An 18710-nucleotide genomic window follows, 5' to 3' on the forward strand; every position below is an offset into this window, starting at 1 on the left:
AACTATGTAAACGCCTCTAATTCAAATGTGGTTGTATACCAAAGCGGAGTCAAGGACGTAAGCTTTACGAATAACCTTGAAGTAAGGAATGGTGCTATTGACTTCGCACAGCAGGTCAACTCAGGAAGTTGGGGGTTGACAAACAATGCCTATCTTGAGGGTACGAGGGTTACCTTCCAGGGGGTGACCGTTGGTGCAGTAGATTGCGCCACCTCTAGCTGTGGGGAAATCCAATTCAATCAACATTTGGAAGTCGATGGTTTTTTGGATCCCTGGGCGTATCAGAGACTCGAAAAATCTGATGGAACTAAAATACTGGAGCAGAGGATAGACGTTCTTCCTGGAGGTTGGTTAAGAGTTGACCAGTCAGGATATGCCGGCACCGACAATGGCTTAAGCAAGGGATTCCTTGCACAGTCAGGCTGGTTGCATAGTCCTATCGGTGGTAACAATATAGCTTGGCAAGCAGGATCGGTTGACGGCAACTGGGGATATAATGAAGTACAAGCTGAATGGTGGCTTAACTTCAACCAGATTGTGTCCTTCGGCATGAACTAAACCTTAATTTAGATATTTTTATATTTTTAGCATCCTGTGTGATTGGTGTCTTTGCCGGGCTCGCGCCTGGACTAAAGCCGGTATTTTTGGCTTTCCAATTTAAGGTGAATTGTCCTCATACCAGGAGCGCGGGGATTCGGGTTGGGTATTGAAGCCGATTTAATCCTAAAGGCAATCTTCAGTAGTGTTCTTTTTATAGTTTACTACTTGTAGATTATGCATTCAGAAAAAAACACGGAGGGAAAAAGGAAAACTTTGGGGTGTAACTATCACTTAGAAAAAAATATACTCTACATCCTTGTGGGATTCCTTCTTTTTGCTTCGGCAATCGTAATGGCTGATGAAAACAGTACCGACGCGGAAACAGATAATACCAATGCCTTCCAGTACACCTTGTTGAATACCACTGAAGGCGCAGACATCTACTCTGAAGTGCACGCCGGAGGCGACGTAAATTCATACAATTATATTGCCTCGAACGGAAGCGTCCAGGTATATGTAAACGGCAAGAATATAGTAGAAGAAACTGACCTTATCAAGGGCTATATTGTCGGCAAAGAAAACGACTGGAGCCAGGACGCCACAGGCGTTGATATGGGGGATGTTGTTGAGGCATTCGAAAGAATCGCCCTCTACAAGGCAGGAGAGACTGACTACCTGAGCGCCTCGGACAGGGCACTTATGAACTACCTGGACCTTGCCCTGTACCTCAATATCAAGACGTACTTCGATGAAAATATAGAATCGAGAGACAGCGCGCTTAACGCATACCATGACGCAATACAGAATAATGCCTACCAGATAGAGGCAATCTACCGGACACTTGAAAAAAATGACCCTGACACTTACTGCCAGTCCAGAATTGAAGTGGCCGAAAAGTACAACCTTGCGACAGTAAAGTGCGGCCTTCATTCGAAAATATGCTACAACGGTGACCTTAATACCATAGAAGACGGAAGAGACTACTGCATACATATAGACAACGATATCGACTACCTCCCATGCCTCAATACTCTTGGAAGGTGTGGAAAGATTGTTGACCTAAAGGTAGGTCCTGGTGAAGCGGAAAGCTACATTCCGCTTATGCTTACCTACTCAAACCCGGGCAACATGGACCTCAACCCTTCTGTCAGGATATCTCTTCAGAAGCCGGACACAAATATCGTCGTAAAGTCCTATGAAGAGAACCTTGGAGAGCTTTTAAGCAGGGAAGAGAAAAACTACCAGCTATTCCTCAATACTGAAGGCGTGCCTAAGGGCAGGTATGAGCTTTGGGTGACTGTTGCTTCAGGAAGAAAGGAGATAATCGAGAAGTTTGACTATGAACTGCTGGAGGTTGGTGAACTGAAGAGAACTGGCGACTTCCAGGTGCGGGCATCGGGCAGCGAAGACGGAAAAACAGTGACGCTTCTGGGAAGTTTCAAAAATGAAGCCAGTGTCCCATACAGCATCAGCATGAATATTGCTGTCTATAGAGATGAGATAAAGATAATGGGGGACGCTTCTCAAAAAGTCTATGTGGGTCCAGGAGAAACTGCAGAGATAAGCTATGCCTACAACCCTGACGCGCCAGGAAACTATACCATCGTCGCGGGCATAGACAAAACTGACCTTTCAAAGAGCATAAGCTTCAGCATGGCAGCGCCTGAAGTGCAGGAAGATTCAACTGACGCCGGACTGATTACTGGAGACTTCATGGTATCCAGTTCGCAGTTTTACGCGATATTGGCTGTCTTGGCGCTTATTCTTGCAGTAACATACACTGTCAGAAGAGCGGCGTCATCGACGAAGTCAAGAAGAGCGCTTAACGAAGAGCTGATATGAGCCAAAGCAAAACAAAAATCCTTTTATGATTTTTTATAAATTCCTACATTCTGAGCGCTTACCGATTTTACGGGCGACCGTGCCGTGCGCGGCAATCCGGAATGCGCATGCCTGCAAAATCTGCGCAGAAAACACTTAGGCCAAAAGAGCCCTTTTACCCCGGTAAATATGTCCTGGGCAATATAGTTTACCTGCATAAAATAATACCTTTACCTGAGTAAATGTTTACTCAACCACATATTTTATTAAAGTAAAATACGGTCTTTACACTGAAAATTAGTGAAGAACGCCTAATAGAACACAGCAGCAACACAAAAGCATTACAAGAGTTATTATTAATTAATACCATTTTTTCCAAATTAACTAAAGATGAAACGCACCGAATCATTGAACTGGAGTGAAAACTTTGGGGAGATTCAAATACCGTCTCGAAAGAGACACAAACCTATAAAAATATGAAAGCACAGATTATTGGAATGTTGGCAGTATTGATGGCAATTGTTCCTGCAATGGCCTATACAAACATCGCCACAGAGCTTAACGCAAACGGTGAGACCCTCGTAATGGAGCAGTCCACCCTTAGAAACGGCTTTGTAGGCACCATCACCGAGAACACCTATAACGATGGTAGGATACACATGAACAAGGAGGTAACAACCGTCGCCGGTTGGACCCCTGCATTGTGGGAAGCCAAGGAAGTATTCGCAGTAGGCACAACAATGGTCGACAAGAGCGTGGAATGGAATGCAGGATTCTGCAACCAGCCAGCTTACGCTTCAGTCTACACAAAAGTGTCCACCGGATACTGGCCAGTCTTCAACACTGAGGAAACCAGGATCGACAACGTAGGTTCCGGTTCATACGGCTTCAGCCTTGTGACCGACGAGCCTGTGTTCTACAAAGAGTCAGTCGGAATCAGCAGGTCTGGTTTCGTCGGGCTTGACTGCGACCCTGCAGAGCCTGTAGTGCCTGAAGAGCCATTCTGCACACTCTGCGACTAGTATCGCAGGGACATTTTTGTTTCTTTTTTCTTGGGATTTTTTAAAATTACTTACTTTACTACTGCCTGCTATATCTAAGGTATTGTGGTGAATGCGGACACAGAGGTCCAGAAAGCAGACGTGAGAGTTCCAAAGCGCCAGGCAACCGAAGAAGAGACAGAAGAAATACCAAAATCCTAAAGCAAAACTACAGAAAATTGCTTGGGTAACCTTAACGAAGCCGTAAAGTAGTGCAGAATTAATGCGTTATATAGCCATTTTGCGCTAATTTGGTTATGGAATTCAAAAAATATGCCCCCAAATATTTGGCCCTTCTATTGGCTCTGTCGATCATGGCAACATTGCCGGCAATGGCAGACACTTCCTCCTGCAGCACCCTGCAAACACAAGGCATAACAACCTTAACCAAGACAATAACTGTAACTTCCGGAAGCTACAGCTTCATGAATCTGGCCATATATCCAAACAAGCTTCCGGCGCTGGAGTTTTCCTGGGGCCCTGCACCATACACTTACTCAAAAACCTACACAAATCCCCGGTACAGCATCTCAATCCTTAACACAGGGTAGCAGCCCAAGAGAATTTTTGTTTATTTTTGGCTTAAATGCCTGCCACAGCAAAACTGCTTTTGGAGTATGTTTAAATAATCAAGTAGTGTAGATTTTATATGAAAGCGAGTGTGAAATTTCTGGCCCTGGCATTACTGGGGATAATCGTTCTCTTAAGCCCAGCGTACGCAGGGCTTACTATGCATAGCGACGTCGACTGCACAGGAGACTGCACAGTAAAGCAGTCCTACAATGGCGACAGCGTCGAGGTCACGACAAGCGGCAAGGTAAGCATGACAACCAAGGGTGACGGGGAGAAGGCAGAGGTAAGTGTAGAGGCCGAAGGAGAAGGGGAAGCAAAAATCACCAAAAGTGACGGGACTTCATCAACCGTAAAAATCGGGAGCAGTTCAGGAAGCTCCGGCTCCACGAAAACATCCGGCGCGGCAACCATTGCTTCTGAAGCGGTTACCAATGCAAGCAGCAGCACAAGCACTGTTGGAAGCGCCGCAAACGAAGCCCTGTGCAATGGAACAGACACAACCTGCGGGGAAAACTCAACCGAAGAAAATTCCGAAAGCTGGATGTGGGAAACCAATGCGGCGACAATAATCTACTCGGGTGATGCAAACGGCAGCAGCCCTGAAACTTCAGGCCAGGGGCAGGAAGAAAACCTAAATGCCGGAACCGGAAAAACAATCGTCGAAGCAAATGCCGACGGGAGTGAAGAGCGCCTGGAAGAGGACGGGCCTTTCCAGAAGATATACCAATTTTTTGAGCAGCTCACCCTGAAAATCTGGTTCTTCTAAAAAGAAGCCAGAGCCATTTTATAAGATTTTTTAAGGTCAAAAACAGCCGCATTTTTTGTCACAAAACAGTCAAAAACAGGGCAGAACGGCATAAGAGTAGTATTGTAATGCTTGTGTAATGAGTATGTATTTCTCAGAAGATAGTAAAAATAAATACCTATGTCACTATACATTATGACAAGTAACAGCGATATTCGGATTAACTATTCAGCATTACTCGGTGTCTTTATAATGTCACTGATGCTAATGACTCCAGCGATGGCAACACAGGTTTACCAGGCAATAACAGTAAACGGAACCGGAAGCATATTCCAGGGTTTCGTCAACGAAGAGATGATCTACGAGCAGGTAATCTACATTGACGGTGAAGCATACCTTAACATCACATACGAAGACGGCTCCAACAGAATAATGGAGCTTGAGGACTACGTAGCTTCAAAAGAAGCCCAGTGGACTACTGACGGAAGGGGAATAAGCATGTTGGACGTCGCCCAGGCCCTTGACAAAGCGGCAAGATACAAGCTTGGCGAAGCCGACACGCTAACCGACAACGAAAGGGCTATACTTGCATCGATTGAGGCCATATCCGGCTCCAATATCGATGAGTTCTATGCAGCTACAATTGCCCCTATGGGAAGAACAATTGAAGGCCAGCAGAAGCAGATAACCCAGAACACCTACGAGATAGAGGCCCTATACAGAACACTCGAAAAGACAGACCCTGAGGTTTACTGCCAGTCCAGGATGGAAATCGTAAAGAAATACAACCTTCCAAGCGTCAAGTGCGGGCTTCACTCAAAGAGGTGCTACAACGGAGAGATTTACCTTCAGGAGGGAGGAAAGGACTTCTGCGTCCACACAGAGGATTACATCGACTACCTTCCCTGCTACAACACACTCGGAAGATGCGGAAGAGTTGACAAGATAGACATCCTAGACAGCGAAGAAAAAAGCTACACTCCAATCAAGGTGACATTCACCAACCCGGGACTAATGGCCCTTAAGCCAAAGCTCACTATAGAAATTCAGGAAGAATACTCCTACGAGAGCCTGAAGACTTACGAACAGGAGCTTGGAGAAGTTCTGGAGGGGGAAACAAAAACCTTCATTGTCTACTTCGACAACACCGGGCTTGCACCTGGAAGAAACTACAAGATGATTACCACTGTTTCATCCGGCCGAAAGGATGTACTCGAAACATTCGACTACTCTCTCAAGCCGGAAGGAACCTTCGAGAAAGTCGGAAAGCTTGAGGTCAAATACTCGGAACCGGGATACAAGAAGGAGATGGAGATAGCTGGTGCGTACACAAACCTTGCAGACTATCCTTACTCGGTTGTCATGACCGCAGAGATATTCCTTGAGGGAAAAAGGTATGCAGAAACAAGAAGCGACGCCCTTGCTGTGAAGCCAGGCGAATCAAAGGAGATAACACTGGCCTACAAGCCAGACCTAGAAGGAAACTACACAGTCCTTGTAAAGGTGGAAAAGACCACACTAAAGGAGATGGTAATATTCACGGTGGAAAAGCCGTCTCTTACAGGCATATTCATAAGCGCAATAACAAAAGTGCCTGAGGGGCAGGAGCCAATAGCTTTCAGTGAGGAAAACATCCGGGAAAATGGCATGACTCTGGCACTGGGCGCTTTCGCGCTGCTTGTGTCCGTCATATCGACCGCCCTTTACTGGAGAAAGTCCTCAGCAAGCTCCAACAGTAAGCCGGAAGTTGTCTAGTCATCAGATTTTATTTTAATTGTTTAAGCTTCTAAACCTCAAGTGAGAACCCCCTCTTTTTTGGCAATACCCCTTAGCTTCAGATTTCAATGAAAACAGCCAGAAGAGGCAATACTGTGCATAAACGCTTTATTTATTTATTCAAAACTAAATTAATGGAAAAACTGACGCGAGGGAGGGAAATTCTAAAAGCCACTTGCCTTGAAAATACATTCCTGATTGGAAGCGACGACCATGTCTGGCTCGACCAGGTGAGGGGAACGCACACCAGCCCTGCATCGGTATGCAAGCAGCACGACAATTTTTACGGTCTCGCCCTCAAATTAAGGAGAACGCTTAATAACTAGACAAGTCACCAATTATGGCATCCTCCGGAAAACACATTGAAATTCTGGATACCACCCTTAGAGATGGCGAGCAGATGAAAGGGGTCTCATTCACCCCGGACGAAAAGCTAACTATCGCAAAATTTCTTCTAAAAAAAATCAATGTTGACCGGATTGAGATATGCTCTGCAAGGTCCTCTCCGGGGGAACTGCAGTCCGCTAAAGACATTCTATCCTGGGCTTCAAAAAACGGCCTCGAGCCACGAATAGAAATTCTGGGGTTTGTTGACGGTGAACTGTCTGTTGAATGGGCTTCCCAGGCGGGCGGCCGCACGATAAACCTGCTCGTGAAGGGCTCGCTTAAGCACCTTGAAGGGCAGCTTAAGCAGACGCCAAAAGAGCACATGGAGAACATTTCAAAAGTCCTCCTTAATGCCAAAAGAAGAAAGATAAAGGCCAATGTTTATCTTGAAGACTGGAGCAATGGGATTGCCCACTCAAGGCCTTATGTATACAAGCTTGTCGAGTTCCTGCTGGGCGCAGGTGTGAAAAGGATAATGCTTGCCGACACACTTGGGATACTATCTCCTGAGGAAACCCGCACATATGTCGGGGCGATGGCAAAAAAATTCGGGAAAGCCCAGTTTGACTACCACGGCCACAACGACTATGGCCTTGCAACAGCCAACGCCCTTGCAGCGGCAACTTCAGGCGCAAGGGGAATTCACGCAACGGTAAACGGAATGGGAGAGCGCGCAGGAAACGCTCACCTGGCAGAAGTCGTGGCTGTGATAAACGATATGTCTTCCTTTAGGACGCATGTGGATGAAAAGGAGCTTTACGAGGCAAGCCGGCTTGTTGAACGGCTCTCGGGAGTAAGAAGCGCCGTAAACCGCCCAATCATCGGAAGCAATGTCTTCACGCAGACCGCTGGTGTACACGCCGACGGAGACAAGAAGGGCGGGCTGTACATTTCAAAGCTGAATGCTGAAAGGTTCGGGCGGGTCACAGAGTACGCCCTTGGAAAGCTCAGCGGGAGGGCAAGCCTGGAGCACAACCTCAAGAGAATAGGCCTGGAGCTTACAAAGGAGCAAAAAGACAAGGTTCTCAGGAGAATTATTGACCTGGGCGACAGGAAGTCAAACCTCTCGCCGACAGACCTTTCCTACATTGTCTCCGATGTCCTGGGAAGCCCCGCCAAGAAGACAATCGAGATTACAAAAGTTCTTGTGCCATCGGGGCTGAATATGATTCCCACAGCAACAGTTGCGATACTTTTCAGGAAGGAAGAGTACTCGGACAGCGCGACCGGAAATGGCGGCTATGACGCATTCATGAACGCAATCCGAAAGATTATTGTTGACCGACTCGGCCTGGCGCTTCCAAAACTCGAGGACTATGAGGTGACAATTCCCCCTGGAGGAAAGACAGACGCGCTGGTAGAAACAAAAATAACCTGGAGCCAGGAAGGAAAGGTCTTTTACACTATAGGTGTGGATTCAGACCAGATAATGGCTGCAATCAAGGCGACCGAGAAAATGCTGAATGTTGTGTTTCAGACGAATTAGCTAAAACGACCATTTTATGGGCTGGCATTGATCACGGCACTGTATCTTATGGCAGACTCGTCGCTGAAGACCTTCTTCGGGAATTCCGACGAGACCATCGAAGTGCAGGCAGGCACCTCAAAGTGCGAACAGCTCTGTTACAAGTGCTGTATGGAGAAAGGGGCGGAGGTTTGTGAAAATCCAATAGAATTTGGAAATATCTATAAAATCATTTGCAATTGTAATTGTTAACTCTAAATTCGTATATAAAATAAATCTCAGAAAATAAGAGTCTGGACTTAAAAGCTTATTTTATACAACCAATAAATTCCTTAGTAAGATTATCTTTGTAATCCTCATACATAATGTTACATAAATAAACATAACCTAATCCGTCCCCTTCCAGTAAATCCCCGGAATAGACCAGCTCGCCCTTTGAAATGTCCCACATGTGGCTGCCGACTTCGGGAATGTTGATGCGGATGATGGCCTTGTCGTTTCCGTATATGCCGTCGACGCCATAAATCTCCTGGATGCCGACGTTTTCTATGCTGTAGCCCTCAAGGCCGAGATCCCTGAGCTTTTCCTGGTCGGGGTGCTGTATCTGGAAGGTATATTTCACAGTTGTGCCTTTCTGGTCGCCGTTAAGTATGCTGTATGCATAGACCCCATCACTATGCAGGCCGTCTTCGGTCACTAGGTTGTAGCTGCATCCGGGTGTGCTGCACGGGACTGCCCATGCCTTTATGTCGCCTTCCGGCGTTGAAACTTCAACAAGCTCTTCGGGCTTTACAGTCAGCTTATCATACTCTTCGGTTTTGCTGTCCTCTTCTGAGGGCTTTACGCCGGTTTGGTTTGCTGTGGCGTTTGGGGCGGTTTCGCTGCCTTTTGAAATATTCCCGGAAAGCCCCAAATTCTCCGTATGGGCCTGGGCTTGGTATCCAGCAGGGCTATGGGCGCGCCAGCCGGGCATTCCGGCTACACCCAAAAAAACAGCGATTAAGGCGAGCACCAATATCGCTTTGGAAAGGTTTCCCATAATAGGGCTTAGTTTCTAAAGAGCAACTGTTTAGAGGGTTCCTAGAAAACCTTCAGCGCCTCCTGGACTTCTGCCATTGCAGGTCCTCTTAGGGTTTTAGGCGCAATCATTCCCTTGGAATTCGCAAGAATCTCAGTTCCGGGAAAACCGTCATAGAACTCTGCCCTCTTTACCGGAACCTTAAGCGTCTTCTCGATAATTTCGATTTCGGCGTCAAGGGCTTTTTCGTGGACAATGCAGCCGTTGTTGTTTGCAATCGCACCAATACCGGGGAAAGGCAGGTCAGAGATTGTCGAGATGCTTGTCTTCAGCCCCAGAGTTTCCTGGAAATAGTGCTTTTTCAGCTTGAGGTAGGGGGAAAGAATGCAGCCCTTGTCGTTAAGAAGCATGAGGTTTCCAAGTGTGTTATAGACGCCCTTGAGGGGAACAATCTCTTTTGTGATGCCTGCAATCTCCTCCTTGTCCACGCATTCAGGCACGAAGAAGTACTTTGAGTTTGAAGCGGCAAAAAGCCCGATAAGAAAGGAATTGCAGAGAACCAGGCGGCTTGTGCCAGTGCTAAGCGCCTTTGCGATGCGCTCAATCTGCTTTTTTGGTATTTCTGGCGGGAGAAAACATGTGTCCTCAGTGCAGATTCCGATAAGCCCAAGCGTAGAGTTTCCAAAGAACTCTGTCTGGTAAATTCCCATAATTTAGCTAAGTTGTAAGTTTAAAGACGCCTTAAAGCATCCATACTCTTCCTGAGTTATTACCGGGGTGGCCTTCCCATCTGGAAAGACCAGCAAATCGAACTCATCCGCCTGGGGATGGCGAGTCACAGCAAGGCCGCCAAAAACCTGCCGGAGCCCCTCTTCTATCTGGGTGGCATTTGTTTCGGCAGTATAATCCTCTCCCACAAAGTAAAGGTCTGCTCTCAGCGGCAGATTATCTCGTAATGCTAGCTTCAGCTGAGACAAGAATTCGTACTCTGGCACAATATGGGCATAGGTAAGACCGGATTTAGAAGGAAGCAGGAGGGCAGAACAAACCGTATAATTATCACTCAGAATTGGCCCTTTTGTTTCCTGAGGAAAGAATCCCCAGTGGCCTGCGGGCAAGTAGGGCTTTCCATAAATGCGGCCTCCCCTCCACCGAGAGATTTCATACCGGCATTCCATAAGAGACTTCCAGAAAGTAGTTATAGAGCCACCTAAATCCGGTAACCGAAAGGCAAAGCTTCAGACTTCCCTTTCAATATCCCCCTTTTCGATTTCCACCCAGTATATCTCATAGGCGACAGTGTCTTCAACTGCCTCAAACTGGTGCAAAACTCCCGGTGGGACGACCAGAACATCTTTTTCCTTCAAAACAATCTCCTGACAGGAATCTGCGCCCTTCCAGGAGCGGACTATCAGCTTTCCGGACTCCACAAAAAAGCCATTATGCTTGAACTTGTGCCTATGCTTTGAGCAGGTTTTGCCTGCTCCAATTTCTGCACGGCAAATCTCCACATTATTCTTAAAAAACAAGTGCTGCATAGTACCCCAGCCCTTCACTTCCTCTATTGCTTCCATAAGTACCTAGAGCCAAATTCAATATCTTATTTGAAAGGCGGCAGAAACCATTTATAGCCAAAAACCAAACAGGTTTATGGTGGATTTCACCTTTCTCTGGGCAGCCTTCCTGGGCATCTTTGCAATCGTAAATCCCTTCAGCACGGCAGTGGTCTTCCTCTCGATAACCGCAGGGGACAGGGAAAAGAAGAAACGGGCGATGGCCAAAAAGGCATCCCTTGTGTGCGCATGCGTGCTCATATTCTTCATGTTTTCTGGGACCGTCCTCTTCGACTTTTTCGGGCTGAGCCTTCAGGCATTCCAGCTTGCCGGCGGCCTTCTGGTGGCAAAGCTTGGCTTTTCCATGATTGAATCGAAATCCCAGCTCAAGGAAAAGGAAAGGCAGGAGTCTCTCAGGAAAGAAGATGTCTCCATCATACCTCTTGCCATACCCATGCTTTCAGGGCCGGGTGCAATAACAACCGCCATGGTCTGGATGAGCCAGGCCGCAGGGCCTTATGAGAAATTCGGCCTAGTGCTGATAGCGATTTTAATCAGTGTAATTTCATATATTGTGCTCTTGAACGCCAAGTACCTTAAAAATGCGCTCGGGCACACAGGAGTAAATGTTCTGGAAAAATTGATGGGGCTCATTGTCCTGGTCATGGGAATACAGTTCCTGATAAACGGGCTTGTTGACCTGAATGTGCTGGACTTGGCTGAGTAAGCCCTACTTCTTTAGCTTGGTAGTGTTTCTCCTTTTTGCCAGCATAACTGCCACTACCAGGACTGCAATAAGCACAATGGAGATAGCCAATTGAACCGCTCCAAAATGCATCTTCTCTACGGACAGAAGGTCACTGACTTGAAAGGCGTCCCTGGCAGAAGAACTTTCCGAAGCTGTTTTGAAGGCAGCAGAGCCAATAAGCATAAGGTCGTCTTCCATGGCTTCCCTCCCATTGCTGTCAACGCATACAGAGCAGTTCTGGGTATAGCTGCAGCTCTCCGAAACCTGCCGGGTCTGGTAACCCTGGCTTGCGCAATAGTTGTAATCTGTTCCGGTGTTTCCGGACATAAACTCCCAGGCTTCATACTCTACATTCTCTGAAACAGCGCAAAAGCCCCTGTCACCCCCATTTTCCGATTCCCGTACCCGGTACTCATACCCTAGGTCCCCACAGTACTGCGCTGCAGGATTTGGGCCCGGGGCATAGCCAAATCCTAAAGAGCCCAAGCCCATGAAAGATTCCAGCTCTGAAACGGAAGGTGAGTAGTCAAGTGACTCCTGAAAATCAGGAACGTCTCCCGCCTCTTCGACCCCGGTAATGTAATTTAGAGGCGCCATCCTCTCCAGAATAATATTGCAGGAGCGATAGCTAATCAGTAGGTATCCTGGAGGGTAATTGGGCTCCTGGGTCCGCTCGCCCCAGCTATTCCGGACAATCCAGGAATTTTCACTGTCATCCCAACCGACAATCACCACTGCATGGCCATATGCCTGATCCAGACAGTAATCATGCTCACAGGTATGCGTGTCATAATGGAAGCCCTTTAGAGTAGATACCGCTGCAATAACCGGGCCATAGTCCATAATCGCCTGCTTAACCTGGCCAATATCTGCACCTGGGCTTCCATAACCCGTTACAAGGTAAGACTCATCACAAACCGCATCTTCCGGGCAGGACATGGAAGTGCAGGGCTCAGACTCCACGCAATAACTGGAGGAGCAAACATATTCTGCGCAGCCCTCATCGTCAGTCTGCTTCAGTGGACACTTGGTCTCTGAATATCCAAGGCAAGACTCAACAGGAATGGGCAGCTCATGTTCAACCAGGAACTCAAGCACTGCTTCAGGCCACTCTCCCATGCAGCCGCCCCCACCCGAAAGGCAGGAAACCAGAAACTGCTCCGACAGGTCAGGTGCATCAACGTCATCCCCGTTCTTGTACGCTTGGTAAGCATAAGCGCCGCTTACCGCAGACGAAATCGCAAACGCCCAGCAAGAGCCGCATATTCTCTGGTCCTCAACCGGAGGCATGTAGTCTATAACATCAAAACTTTCAGGCAATCCTTCCCGGTTGACAACTACGCTGTCCTCAGCCCAGTAAGACTCTTCGCCGCAGAAGCACTCCATTGAAAACTTTCTTTCGCCAGTCACCCGGGTCGGAGTAATTCCCACCCAATCCAAATCCGCCTCAAACTGCTCACCGTCAGGGTCTTCATATTCTTCATAATGGACTAGAGCAAGAAGTTCTCCCGAAAGACTCTGATCAACCTTCTCCCTCTCATCATAATGAACCCTACAGTAGTCGCAGGATTCTACATCTCCATCCTCGTCAAGGTAGAAGGCATCTATATTGAAGTACGCCACACTTGTATCGCCTACCTTCACGATTTCATCCTCATCAAAGCTGGTTTCAAGATGCACATAATACCCGGGGCAGGAACTGTCAGCTTTGCACTCATATCCCGGCTTACTGAGGATACCCCCCTTATTAAAATGGCACTTCTCGCCAAGTGCGCACTCCAAATCCTCGTCCTCATCGCAGACAACGGGTCCGCACTCACCAATATTTACCTCCACGCCATCAGATGAGGAACGGTCACCGGTCAGACCTCTCCGAAGGGGAACGCAGCAGGACTCTTCCCCACAATCAAGGAAATCTTCGTGGATGCGCTCGGTCTCCGTGTCACATGAAGCGCTGCAGTGGCCGCCCTGCCGGGCACATGTCGCAAGTTCGTCCACTACCTCCTGCTTGACCATTACCACCTCCTCAACAGCCCTCTTCTCAGTTTCGGATCCTGCAAGAAAGGAATATTCAAACGCCACCAGGTAAGTTCCATACTCGGGAAAGTTCAGCTTATCCAAGGGGACTTGGAACACATAGCCACCTGGGGGAACTCTAAGGTTTGCAGTCTCCAGGCCATTATCCTCCAGGCATGCTGAAGTCACATCCACCCTTGAGCCAGAATGTTCCAAAAAAACCTTAACCTCTCCTTCAAGTGGCTCACCGTAGGCGTTATTGATGTCAAAATAAACAAACTCCCTGAAAGGGGATACCTCCTGTGCAAAGGCGGGAAGAACGCAGAGTAGAGATGCCAGAAGCGCAAAAGTAACCCTACGCAAGAATGACATAATTACAACACCTCCCTAAAAATTTAAGTGCCCTCTTTTTTTATCTCCTGCTTGACTTCACTCAGGGAAAGCTTCTTCCTCTTTCCCGCCCTTTTTAGCTCATAGCACTCAAAGTCCTCTGCTTCTATTGCCCGTGGCTTAAGGCATATTTTGGGCACCACTACAAAAATCCTGTATCCTTTCTCCAGCGCCTTTCCAAAGCCAACCGTTTGCTCTTCCGACAAATCGGGCTTTCCGTCAAGCTTAACTTCAACAAAAATCTTCCTGCCCTTTACGAGAAACGCAGGCAACACATCCGAGCCGAACTTCTCCAAAAGCCAATCCCGGTAGCCATCCATAGGGTTTCCTGAAGTCCCGCCCTGGCAAAAACAACCCACAACTCCCTTGGTGAGGTCCGTTCTGCAGTTTTCAAGAACAGAAGCAGAGTACGGAGAAGTAAACTCTATTCCCTCAAACTCCCGCTTGACAAAAAAATCGCACAGGTCCGACTCGAGCCCACCGGGAACATCTCCCTTGCCAGAGACGCCGCCACCTAAAGAACCTCTAACCGCACTCGAAGCCATGTTTATTTAACCCTGCGGACCGCAAGCTCGATGTCCTCTGCCATTATAGTCTTTCTTCCGGCATGGCGCGTGAGCTTGTCTGCCTCCTGGACAACCCTTTTCAGCTCTTCAGCAAGATATACCGATAGTGCCTGCGCCGCCTCCTTGCTCATCCTTTCCGCCCCGAACTTCTTTGAAAGCCGAAGTACCGTATGCAGGTGAATCGTTTCCTTTCTCGACTTCTGGCTCTTGTAGGTTTCCTTATTCCTTATTGCTTTCAGGCCAAACTTTTCCAGCATAAACTAATACCCGACTAGTTAAAAATAAGCCCAAATATCAGCGTCCAGATTCCCTTTATGAGATAATAGAAGAAAATCGGGAGCCCTATGAAGCTTGTAAAGCCGTAAGACATTATGACAAGAATGGCCGCCATAAGGTCAACGAAAACACAGAAGTGGACAATGAAGCTCACGGGTGGCAGGATAGGGACAAAGCAGCTCAGCCCCTTTATCAGGAGCAGAAATATCAGGATAAGCGCAAGGGGATTTTGAAACCTCATGAAAAGCAGGACGGAAACCACAATATCGACCAGGCCTAAAAGCTGAAGGAGCATAAAATTAATCGGGGGAGCACTAATATACTTTTTTCTTTGCTGGCCAGAGCCCACGCTCAACATCCATACGTTCATAGGCAGAGCAGGGACCATCTATATCCGGATGCCTGACCTCTTCGGGAGTTATGTCCTCAAGCCAGTTCATATGCTTTTCTGGGGGACCCATTCCCCACCACCTTTCTCTCATTATTTTCGGAGTAATCGGATCATTAAACTTCCCACCAGCCGCGCTACCCGAAAAAGCCAAATTCACGCCAGAACCGGACGATTCCTGATATTTAGGACGCTTCAGATAGCAACTCTCCATTCGCCAATTTAGCAAAGTAAAAATATAAGATTCTATTTTTTGCATCCTAATGCTTCAGGACACTGCAAGAAGGATTTTTTCAAGAGTCTTCTTTCCAATTGCCTTCTCCACAGCAACCCTGTCGAAATTCCTTATGTCCGAAAAATTCCTGATTCCAAGGCCATAAAGCCGGCGCGCCTTTACCCGCCCTATCCCTTTGAGCCGCACAAGCTCCAGAAGCTCGCTTCTTATTCCCTTCTCAACCCTTATCTCGATTTTTCGAAACTCCTCTGCAAGGCGGGAAAGCCCTTTCATCCGCGAAAATTCCCTCGCTGCATACAGAAGCCAGACCGCATTGCTTGTCTTTACGTAAACCTCTCCAGGTGTGACAGAATACTTTTCCAGAATCTCATCCTCGCCCGCTTCGCTTATCCAGTCGTGAAGCATCCTTGCGGTCTTGAGGGACTGGAGGAAAAATTCATACGAGTGGTCCCATTGGGTCGGAACCGGAACAATGAAATCGGGGGCGTGCTTTGCGATAAAGTCGTCATACTCGGAAAACTCCTTTCCAGTGACTTTTAGGTGGGGCTGCATCTCAAAGCAGGAGCATATTGCGTGAAGGTAGAAAAGCGCTCCCGTAGAGGGCTTTATCCTGCCTATGCAGTCCAAAAGGCGCCTTGCCGAAAGTGGGTCTATGTAAAGCTCGGCTACCCTCTTTCCCAGCGGAGTTGCCCTGAATTTTCCGGTGTCTATGAATTCAAAGTCCTCCAACATTTCAAGCGCCGCCTCGATTCTCTCCTGGAACTCAATAGACGTGCCAAAGGTAAAGCCAAAGAAGGTCTTGGAAAAGAGGTAGAGAAGCTTCGACCTTGAGTTAGCAGCTTCGGTTGCAATCAGGGAGAGCGCCTGGGCGCGAAGGACCGGCTCCATCGCAATCTTGGAAAAAACCGGCTCAATTGGCCCGAAAATATACCTGTCACGAAGCTCGTAGGCCTCGTTTTTTCCCTTTGCAATAATCAGGGCGACTCCCTTCTTGTCGTACTTTGGCCTTCCGGCGCGCCCAAGCATCTGCTGAATTTCAAGGTTAGGTATCGGCTGGGAATAGTCTCCCCCATACCTTCTAAAGTCCCGTATAATCACAAGAAATGCGGGGAGGTTCAGACCCGCCGCAAGAGTTGTGGTGGCGCAGATGACCTTTATTTTTCCCTCCCTGAAGCCCTTCTCAACAAGATGGCGCTGGGCATTTGCAAGCCCTGCATGGTGAAACGCAACGCCGTGCTTCAGGCAGTCGGCTTCCCTTTTGCACTGCTTTGTGGGGGAGGAAAGCGCAGTCAGGACTTTTTTTGAAATTTCATCGTTTTCCGCCAAAGGAAAGTCCTTTGATATTTTTTCCGCAAACGCCTCTGCGTTTCTTCTGGACGCGAAAAACACAAGCGCCTGCCTGTCCTTTGAGACCACGTGCTTTATGAGGTCTGCAGGTTCCCTGCACTCGACTTCCCGCGTCTCATCCTCATACATGACCGTTCCCGGGATAAAAACTCCTTTTTTGAGCGGGACCGGACGGTAATCTGACTCCACAAGCTCCGCGTCAAGCCAGTCCGCAAGCTCGCCTGCATTTGAAATCGTAGCCGAAAGCGCAAGTATCTGGGGGCAGATATTTTCCTTTAGGAGCGTCAGGACAATCTCAAGAGTCGGCCCCCGGTTAGGGTCTGTAAGAAGGTGAGTTTCATCTGCAATGACAAGCGATACCTCTGAAAGCCAGGATGCCTTGTGCCTGATGATGGAGTCAAGCTTTTCTGAGGTAAGAATTATAAGGTCTTTGTCTCCAAGATAGTCTGAAGCCGAATCAAGGTCGCCAGTCGAAACTCCCACCTTTAGGCCAAATGTTCCATACTTTTCCTTGAAATCGTGGTATTTTTCGGATGCAAGCGCCCTCAGGGGAACAATGTAAACCGACTTTCCCTTCTTTTTCAGAAAGTGCCCTATTATTGCAAGCTCTGCAATCGTGGTCTTTCCGCTCGCAGTCGGGCTTGAAACAACCATACTCCTGCCCTCAAGAAGCTTTTTTTCCAGGGCAAGCTTCTGCACCGGGTTGAATTCCTTTATCCCGGACTGCTTTCTGACAATTTCGGAGGCGTCCATAATATTATAACCCAACACGTAAAATGAACTGCCGGTTTCCCGAGGCACTTGTTAAATTCCCCAGCCAGTTTATTTTAAGAAGGATTTTCAAACCAGGAGGCACAGATAAGACCAAGCGATGCTTATAAAGAGAATGCTTTTCTATTATGACCTTTAGCAAACTATCGGCCCTGGTCCTTATTGTAGCAATTTTGGTATTTGGAACGATTTATTTCGGCCAGCAAAGCCAGGGCACCCTCCAGAGCAACCCTGCAGAATTTACGGAAAGCGATGTGCCGGATTCCGAAATAGAGCCGGAAAGCGCTGCAAAACCAGTTCCCCTACCTATTGAAGAGCCAAAAGCCAGGGAATATTTCCCGGAAAACTCTCCTGAGGGCTGGTATGGACTGGACCCTGAACTGAACCCGGAAAGCTGCTCAGTAGACAATTCTCCACCCTTTGCCCTAAGATACTGTAACCTTCCGGATCTGAAGGTGGCCTATTCAAAGCGGTGGGTTGAGGAAAGCGGCCAAAATGGGCTGCAGGTAAGGGTAATTTCTGGCAACGTGTTCATATTCTCTCCTGGAACGCAGGAAAAAACCGAAAAAGTCATTCTATCCTCAGGGTCACTTGGCCCAGATTGTACGGAATATTCGATTCTGGGAACGACCGTCAGGAGATGCAATAGGTACCTGTATCTCTCCAAACACCCAGATACTTCTCTGCCCAGCTCCCCAGACGACCCTCGGCTGGAAGAGGATTTCGAAAAACTAACCTATTATTTGGATACTTTCGAGAAAGGTAGTGCCATTTATGTCCTGTATTATGAACCCTCCGCCCAGAAAGCTGCAAAAGAGATTATTGGGCTTGTTTTGGAGAATTAAGCAACTGGAGCAGGGAATAGGCAAAATTCATAATTAAGTGTCTTCGGTCAAATGAAGAAAAGTATAAATACTTAATTAACATTATAATCATATTATGGTGGTATAAATGCCGATAAATAAAAATGATCTTTGGAAGACCTATGAACCCAGAATGCCGAGAATAAGGCCTAAAACCGGAAGAAAGCTCTCTTTCTCTCCAAGCCAGGCGAC

21 protein-coding genes are annotated in these 18710 nt (G+C 47.7%); 11 read left to right on the forward strand and 10 right to left on the reverse strand.

Annotation, left to right across the window (positions count from 1 at the left end):
• From JW727_00170 to JW727_00210, 9 genes are all read left to right on the forward strand, one after another.
• The coding region (locus tag JW727_00170) for a hypothetical protein (protein ID MBN2094439.1) at positions 1-558 on the forward strand (558 nt) is incomplete at its 5' end.
• Positions 559-774: 216 nt separating this feature from the next.
• Complete coding sequence (locus JW727_00175; GenBank protein ID MBN2094440.1) at positions 775-2382, forward strand: hypothetical protein; 1608 nt, start codon at positions 775-777, stop codon at positions 2380-2382.
• A 455-nt stretch (positions 2383-2837) separates the two neighbouring features.
• Positions 2838-3383, forward strand: coding sequence for a hypothetical protein (locus JW727_00180; GenBank protein ID MBN2094441.1), 546 nt, complete (start codon positions 2838-2840; stop codon positions 3381-3383).
• A gap of 332 nt (positions 3384-3715) precedes the next feature.
• On the forward strand, positions 3716-3952 hold the full coding sequence (locus tag JW727_00185) for a hypothetical protein (protein MBN2094442.1): 237 nt from the start codon (positions 3716-3718) through the stop codon (positions 3950-3952).
• A gap of 98 nt (positions 3953-4050) precedes the next feature.
• Positions 4051-4740, forward strand: coding sequence for a hypothetical protein (locus tag JW727_00190; protein MBN2094443.1), 690 nt, complete (start codon positions 4051-4053; stop codon positions 4738-4740).
• Between the two features lie 231 nt (positions 4741-4971).
• Entirely contained in the window at positions 4972-6474 is a 1503-nt protein-coding gene (locus JW727_00195; GenBank protein ID MBN2094444.1) for a hypothetical protein, read from the forward strand.
• 155 nt (positions 6475-6629) lie between these two features.
• A complete protein-coding gene (locus JW727_00200) occupies positions 6630-6821 on the forward strand; it encodes a hypothetical protein (GenBank protein ID MBN2094445.1) in 192 nt (63 codons plus the stop codon).
• A 14-nt stretch (positions 6822-6835) separates the two neighbouring features.
• Positions 6836-8368, forward strand: a complete 1533-nt coding sequence (locus tag JW727_00205; protein ID MBN2094446.1) for a 2-isopropylmalate synthase — start codon at positions 6836-6838, stop codon at positions 8366-8368.
• 48 nt (positions 8369-8416) lie between these two features.
• Positions 8417-8599 carry a hypothetical protein gene (locus tag JW727_00210; protein ID MBN2094447.1) on the forward strand — a complete coding sequence of 61 codons (183 nt, stop codon included), beginning with the start codon at positions 8417-8419 and terminating at the stop codon, positions 8597-8599.
• 55 nt (positions 8600-8654) lie between these two features.
• On the opposite strand, the gene JW727_00215 is transcribed toward JW727_00210, so the two are convergent.
• From JW727_00215 to JW727_00230, 4 genes are read right to left on the reverse strand one after another with little or no spacing between them, the layout of a single operon-like run.
• Entirely contained in the window at positions 8655-9386 is a 732-nt protein-coding gene (locus JW727_00215) for a hypothetical protein (protein ID MBN2094448.1), read from the reverse strand.
• 41 nt (positions 9387-9427) lie between these two features.
• The gene (locus JW727_00220; protein ID MBN2094449.1) at positions 9428-10075 is read right to left on the reverse strand and encodes a hypothetical protein; all 648 of its coding nucleotides are present in this window, start codon (positions 10073-10075) and stop codon (positions 9428-9430) included.
• 3 nt (positions 10076-10078) lie between these two features.
• Positions 10079-10543, reverse strand: coding sequence for a hypothetical protein (locus JW727_00225; protein ID MBN2094450.1), 465 nt, complete (start codon positions 10541-10543; stop codon positions 10079-10081).
• 60 nt (positions 10544-10603) lie between these two features.
• Positions 10604-10939, reverse strand: a complete 336-nt coding sequence (locus JW727_00230) for a cupin domain-containing protein (protein MBN2094451.1) — start codon at positions 10937-10939, stop codon at positions 10604-10606.
• 76 nt (positions 10940-11015) lie between these two features.
• On the opposite strand from JW727_00230, the gene JW727_00235 reads away from it, so the two are divergent.
• A complete protein-coding gene (locus JW727_00235) occupies positions 11016-11645 on the forward strand; it encodes an NAAT family transporter (GenBank protein MBN2094452.1) in 630 nt (209 codons plus the stop codon).
• Positions 11646-11648: 3 nt separating this feature from the next.
• Here the strand turns inward: JW727_00235 and JW727_00240 are convergent, their stop codons facing one another.
• The 6 genes from JW727_00240 to JW727_00265 are packed head-to-tail and all read right to left on the reverse strand — an operon-like array spanning position 11649 to position 17637.
• Positions 11649-14054 (reverse strand): DUF333 domain-containing protein, encoded by a 2406-nt coding sequence (locus JW727_00240; protein ID MBN2094453.1) that lies wholly within the window; start codon positions 14052-14054, stop codon positions 11649-11651.
• A 23-nt stretch (positions 14055-14077) separates the two neighbouring features.
• Entirely contained in the window at positions 14078-14617 is a 540-nt protein-coding gene (locus tag JW727_00245) for a hypothetical protein (GenBank protein ID MBN2094454.1), read from the reverse strand.
• Positions 14618-14619: 2 nt separating this feature from the next.
• The gene (locus JW727_00250; protein ID MBN2094455.1) at positions 14620-14895 is read right to left on the reverse strand and encodes an NFYB/HAP3 family transcription factor subunit; all 276 of its coding nucleotides are present in this window, start codon (positions 14893-14895) and stop codon (positions 14620-14622) included.
• Positions 14896-14909: 14 nt separating this feature from the next.
• Positions 14910-15209, reverse strand: coding sequence for a hypothetical protein (locus tag JW727_00255; GenBank protein MBN2094456.1), 300 nt, complete (start codon positions 15207-15209; stop codon positions 14910-14912).
• Positions 15210-15228: 19 nt separating this feature from the next.
• A complete protein-coding gene (locus JW727_00260; GenBank protein ID MBN2094457.1) occupies positions 15229-15516 on the reverse strand; it encodes a hypothetical protein in 288 nt (95 codons plus the stop codon).
• Between the two features lie 54 nt (positions 15517-15570).
• Complete coding sequence (locus tag JW727_00265; protein ID MBN2094458.1) at positions 15571-17637, reverse strand: DEAD/DEAH box helicase; 2067 nt, start codon at positions 17635-17637, stop codon at positions 15571-15573.
• Positions 17638-17783: 146 nt separating this feature from the next.
• On the opposite strand from JW727_00265, the gene JW727_00270 reads away from it, so the two are divergent.
• Positions 17784-18500: a hypothetical protein gene (locus JW727_00270; GenBank protein ID MBN2094459.1), complete on the forward strand. Its 717-nt coding sequence runs from the start codon at positions 17784-17786 to the stop codon at positions 18498-18500.
• The last annotated feature ends 210 nt before the right edge of the window (positions 18501-18710 follow it).

The organism is Candidatus Aenigmatarchaeota archaeon, assembly GCA_016932615.1.
Taxonomy (GTDB): Archaea; Aenigmatarchaeota; Aenigmatarchaeia; order QMZS01; family QMZS01; genus JAFGCN01.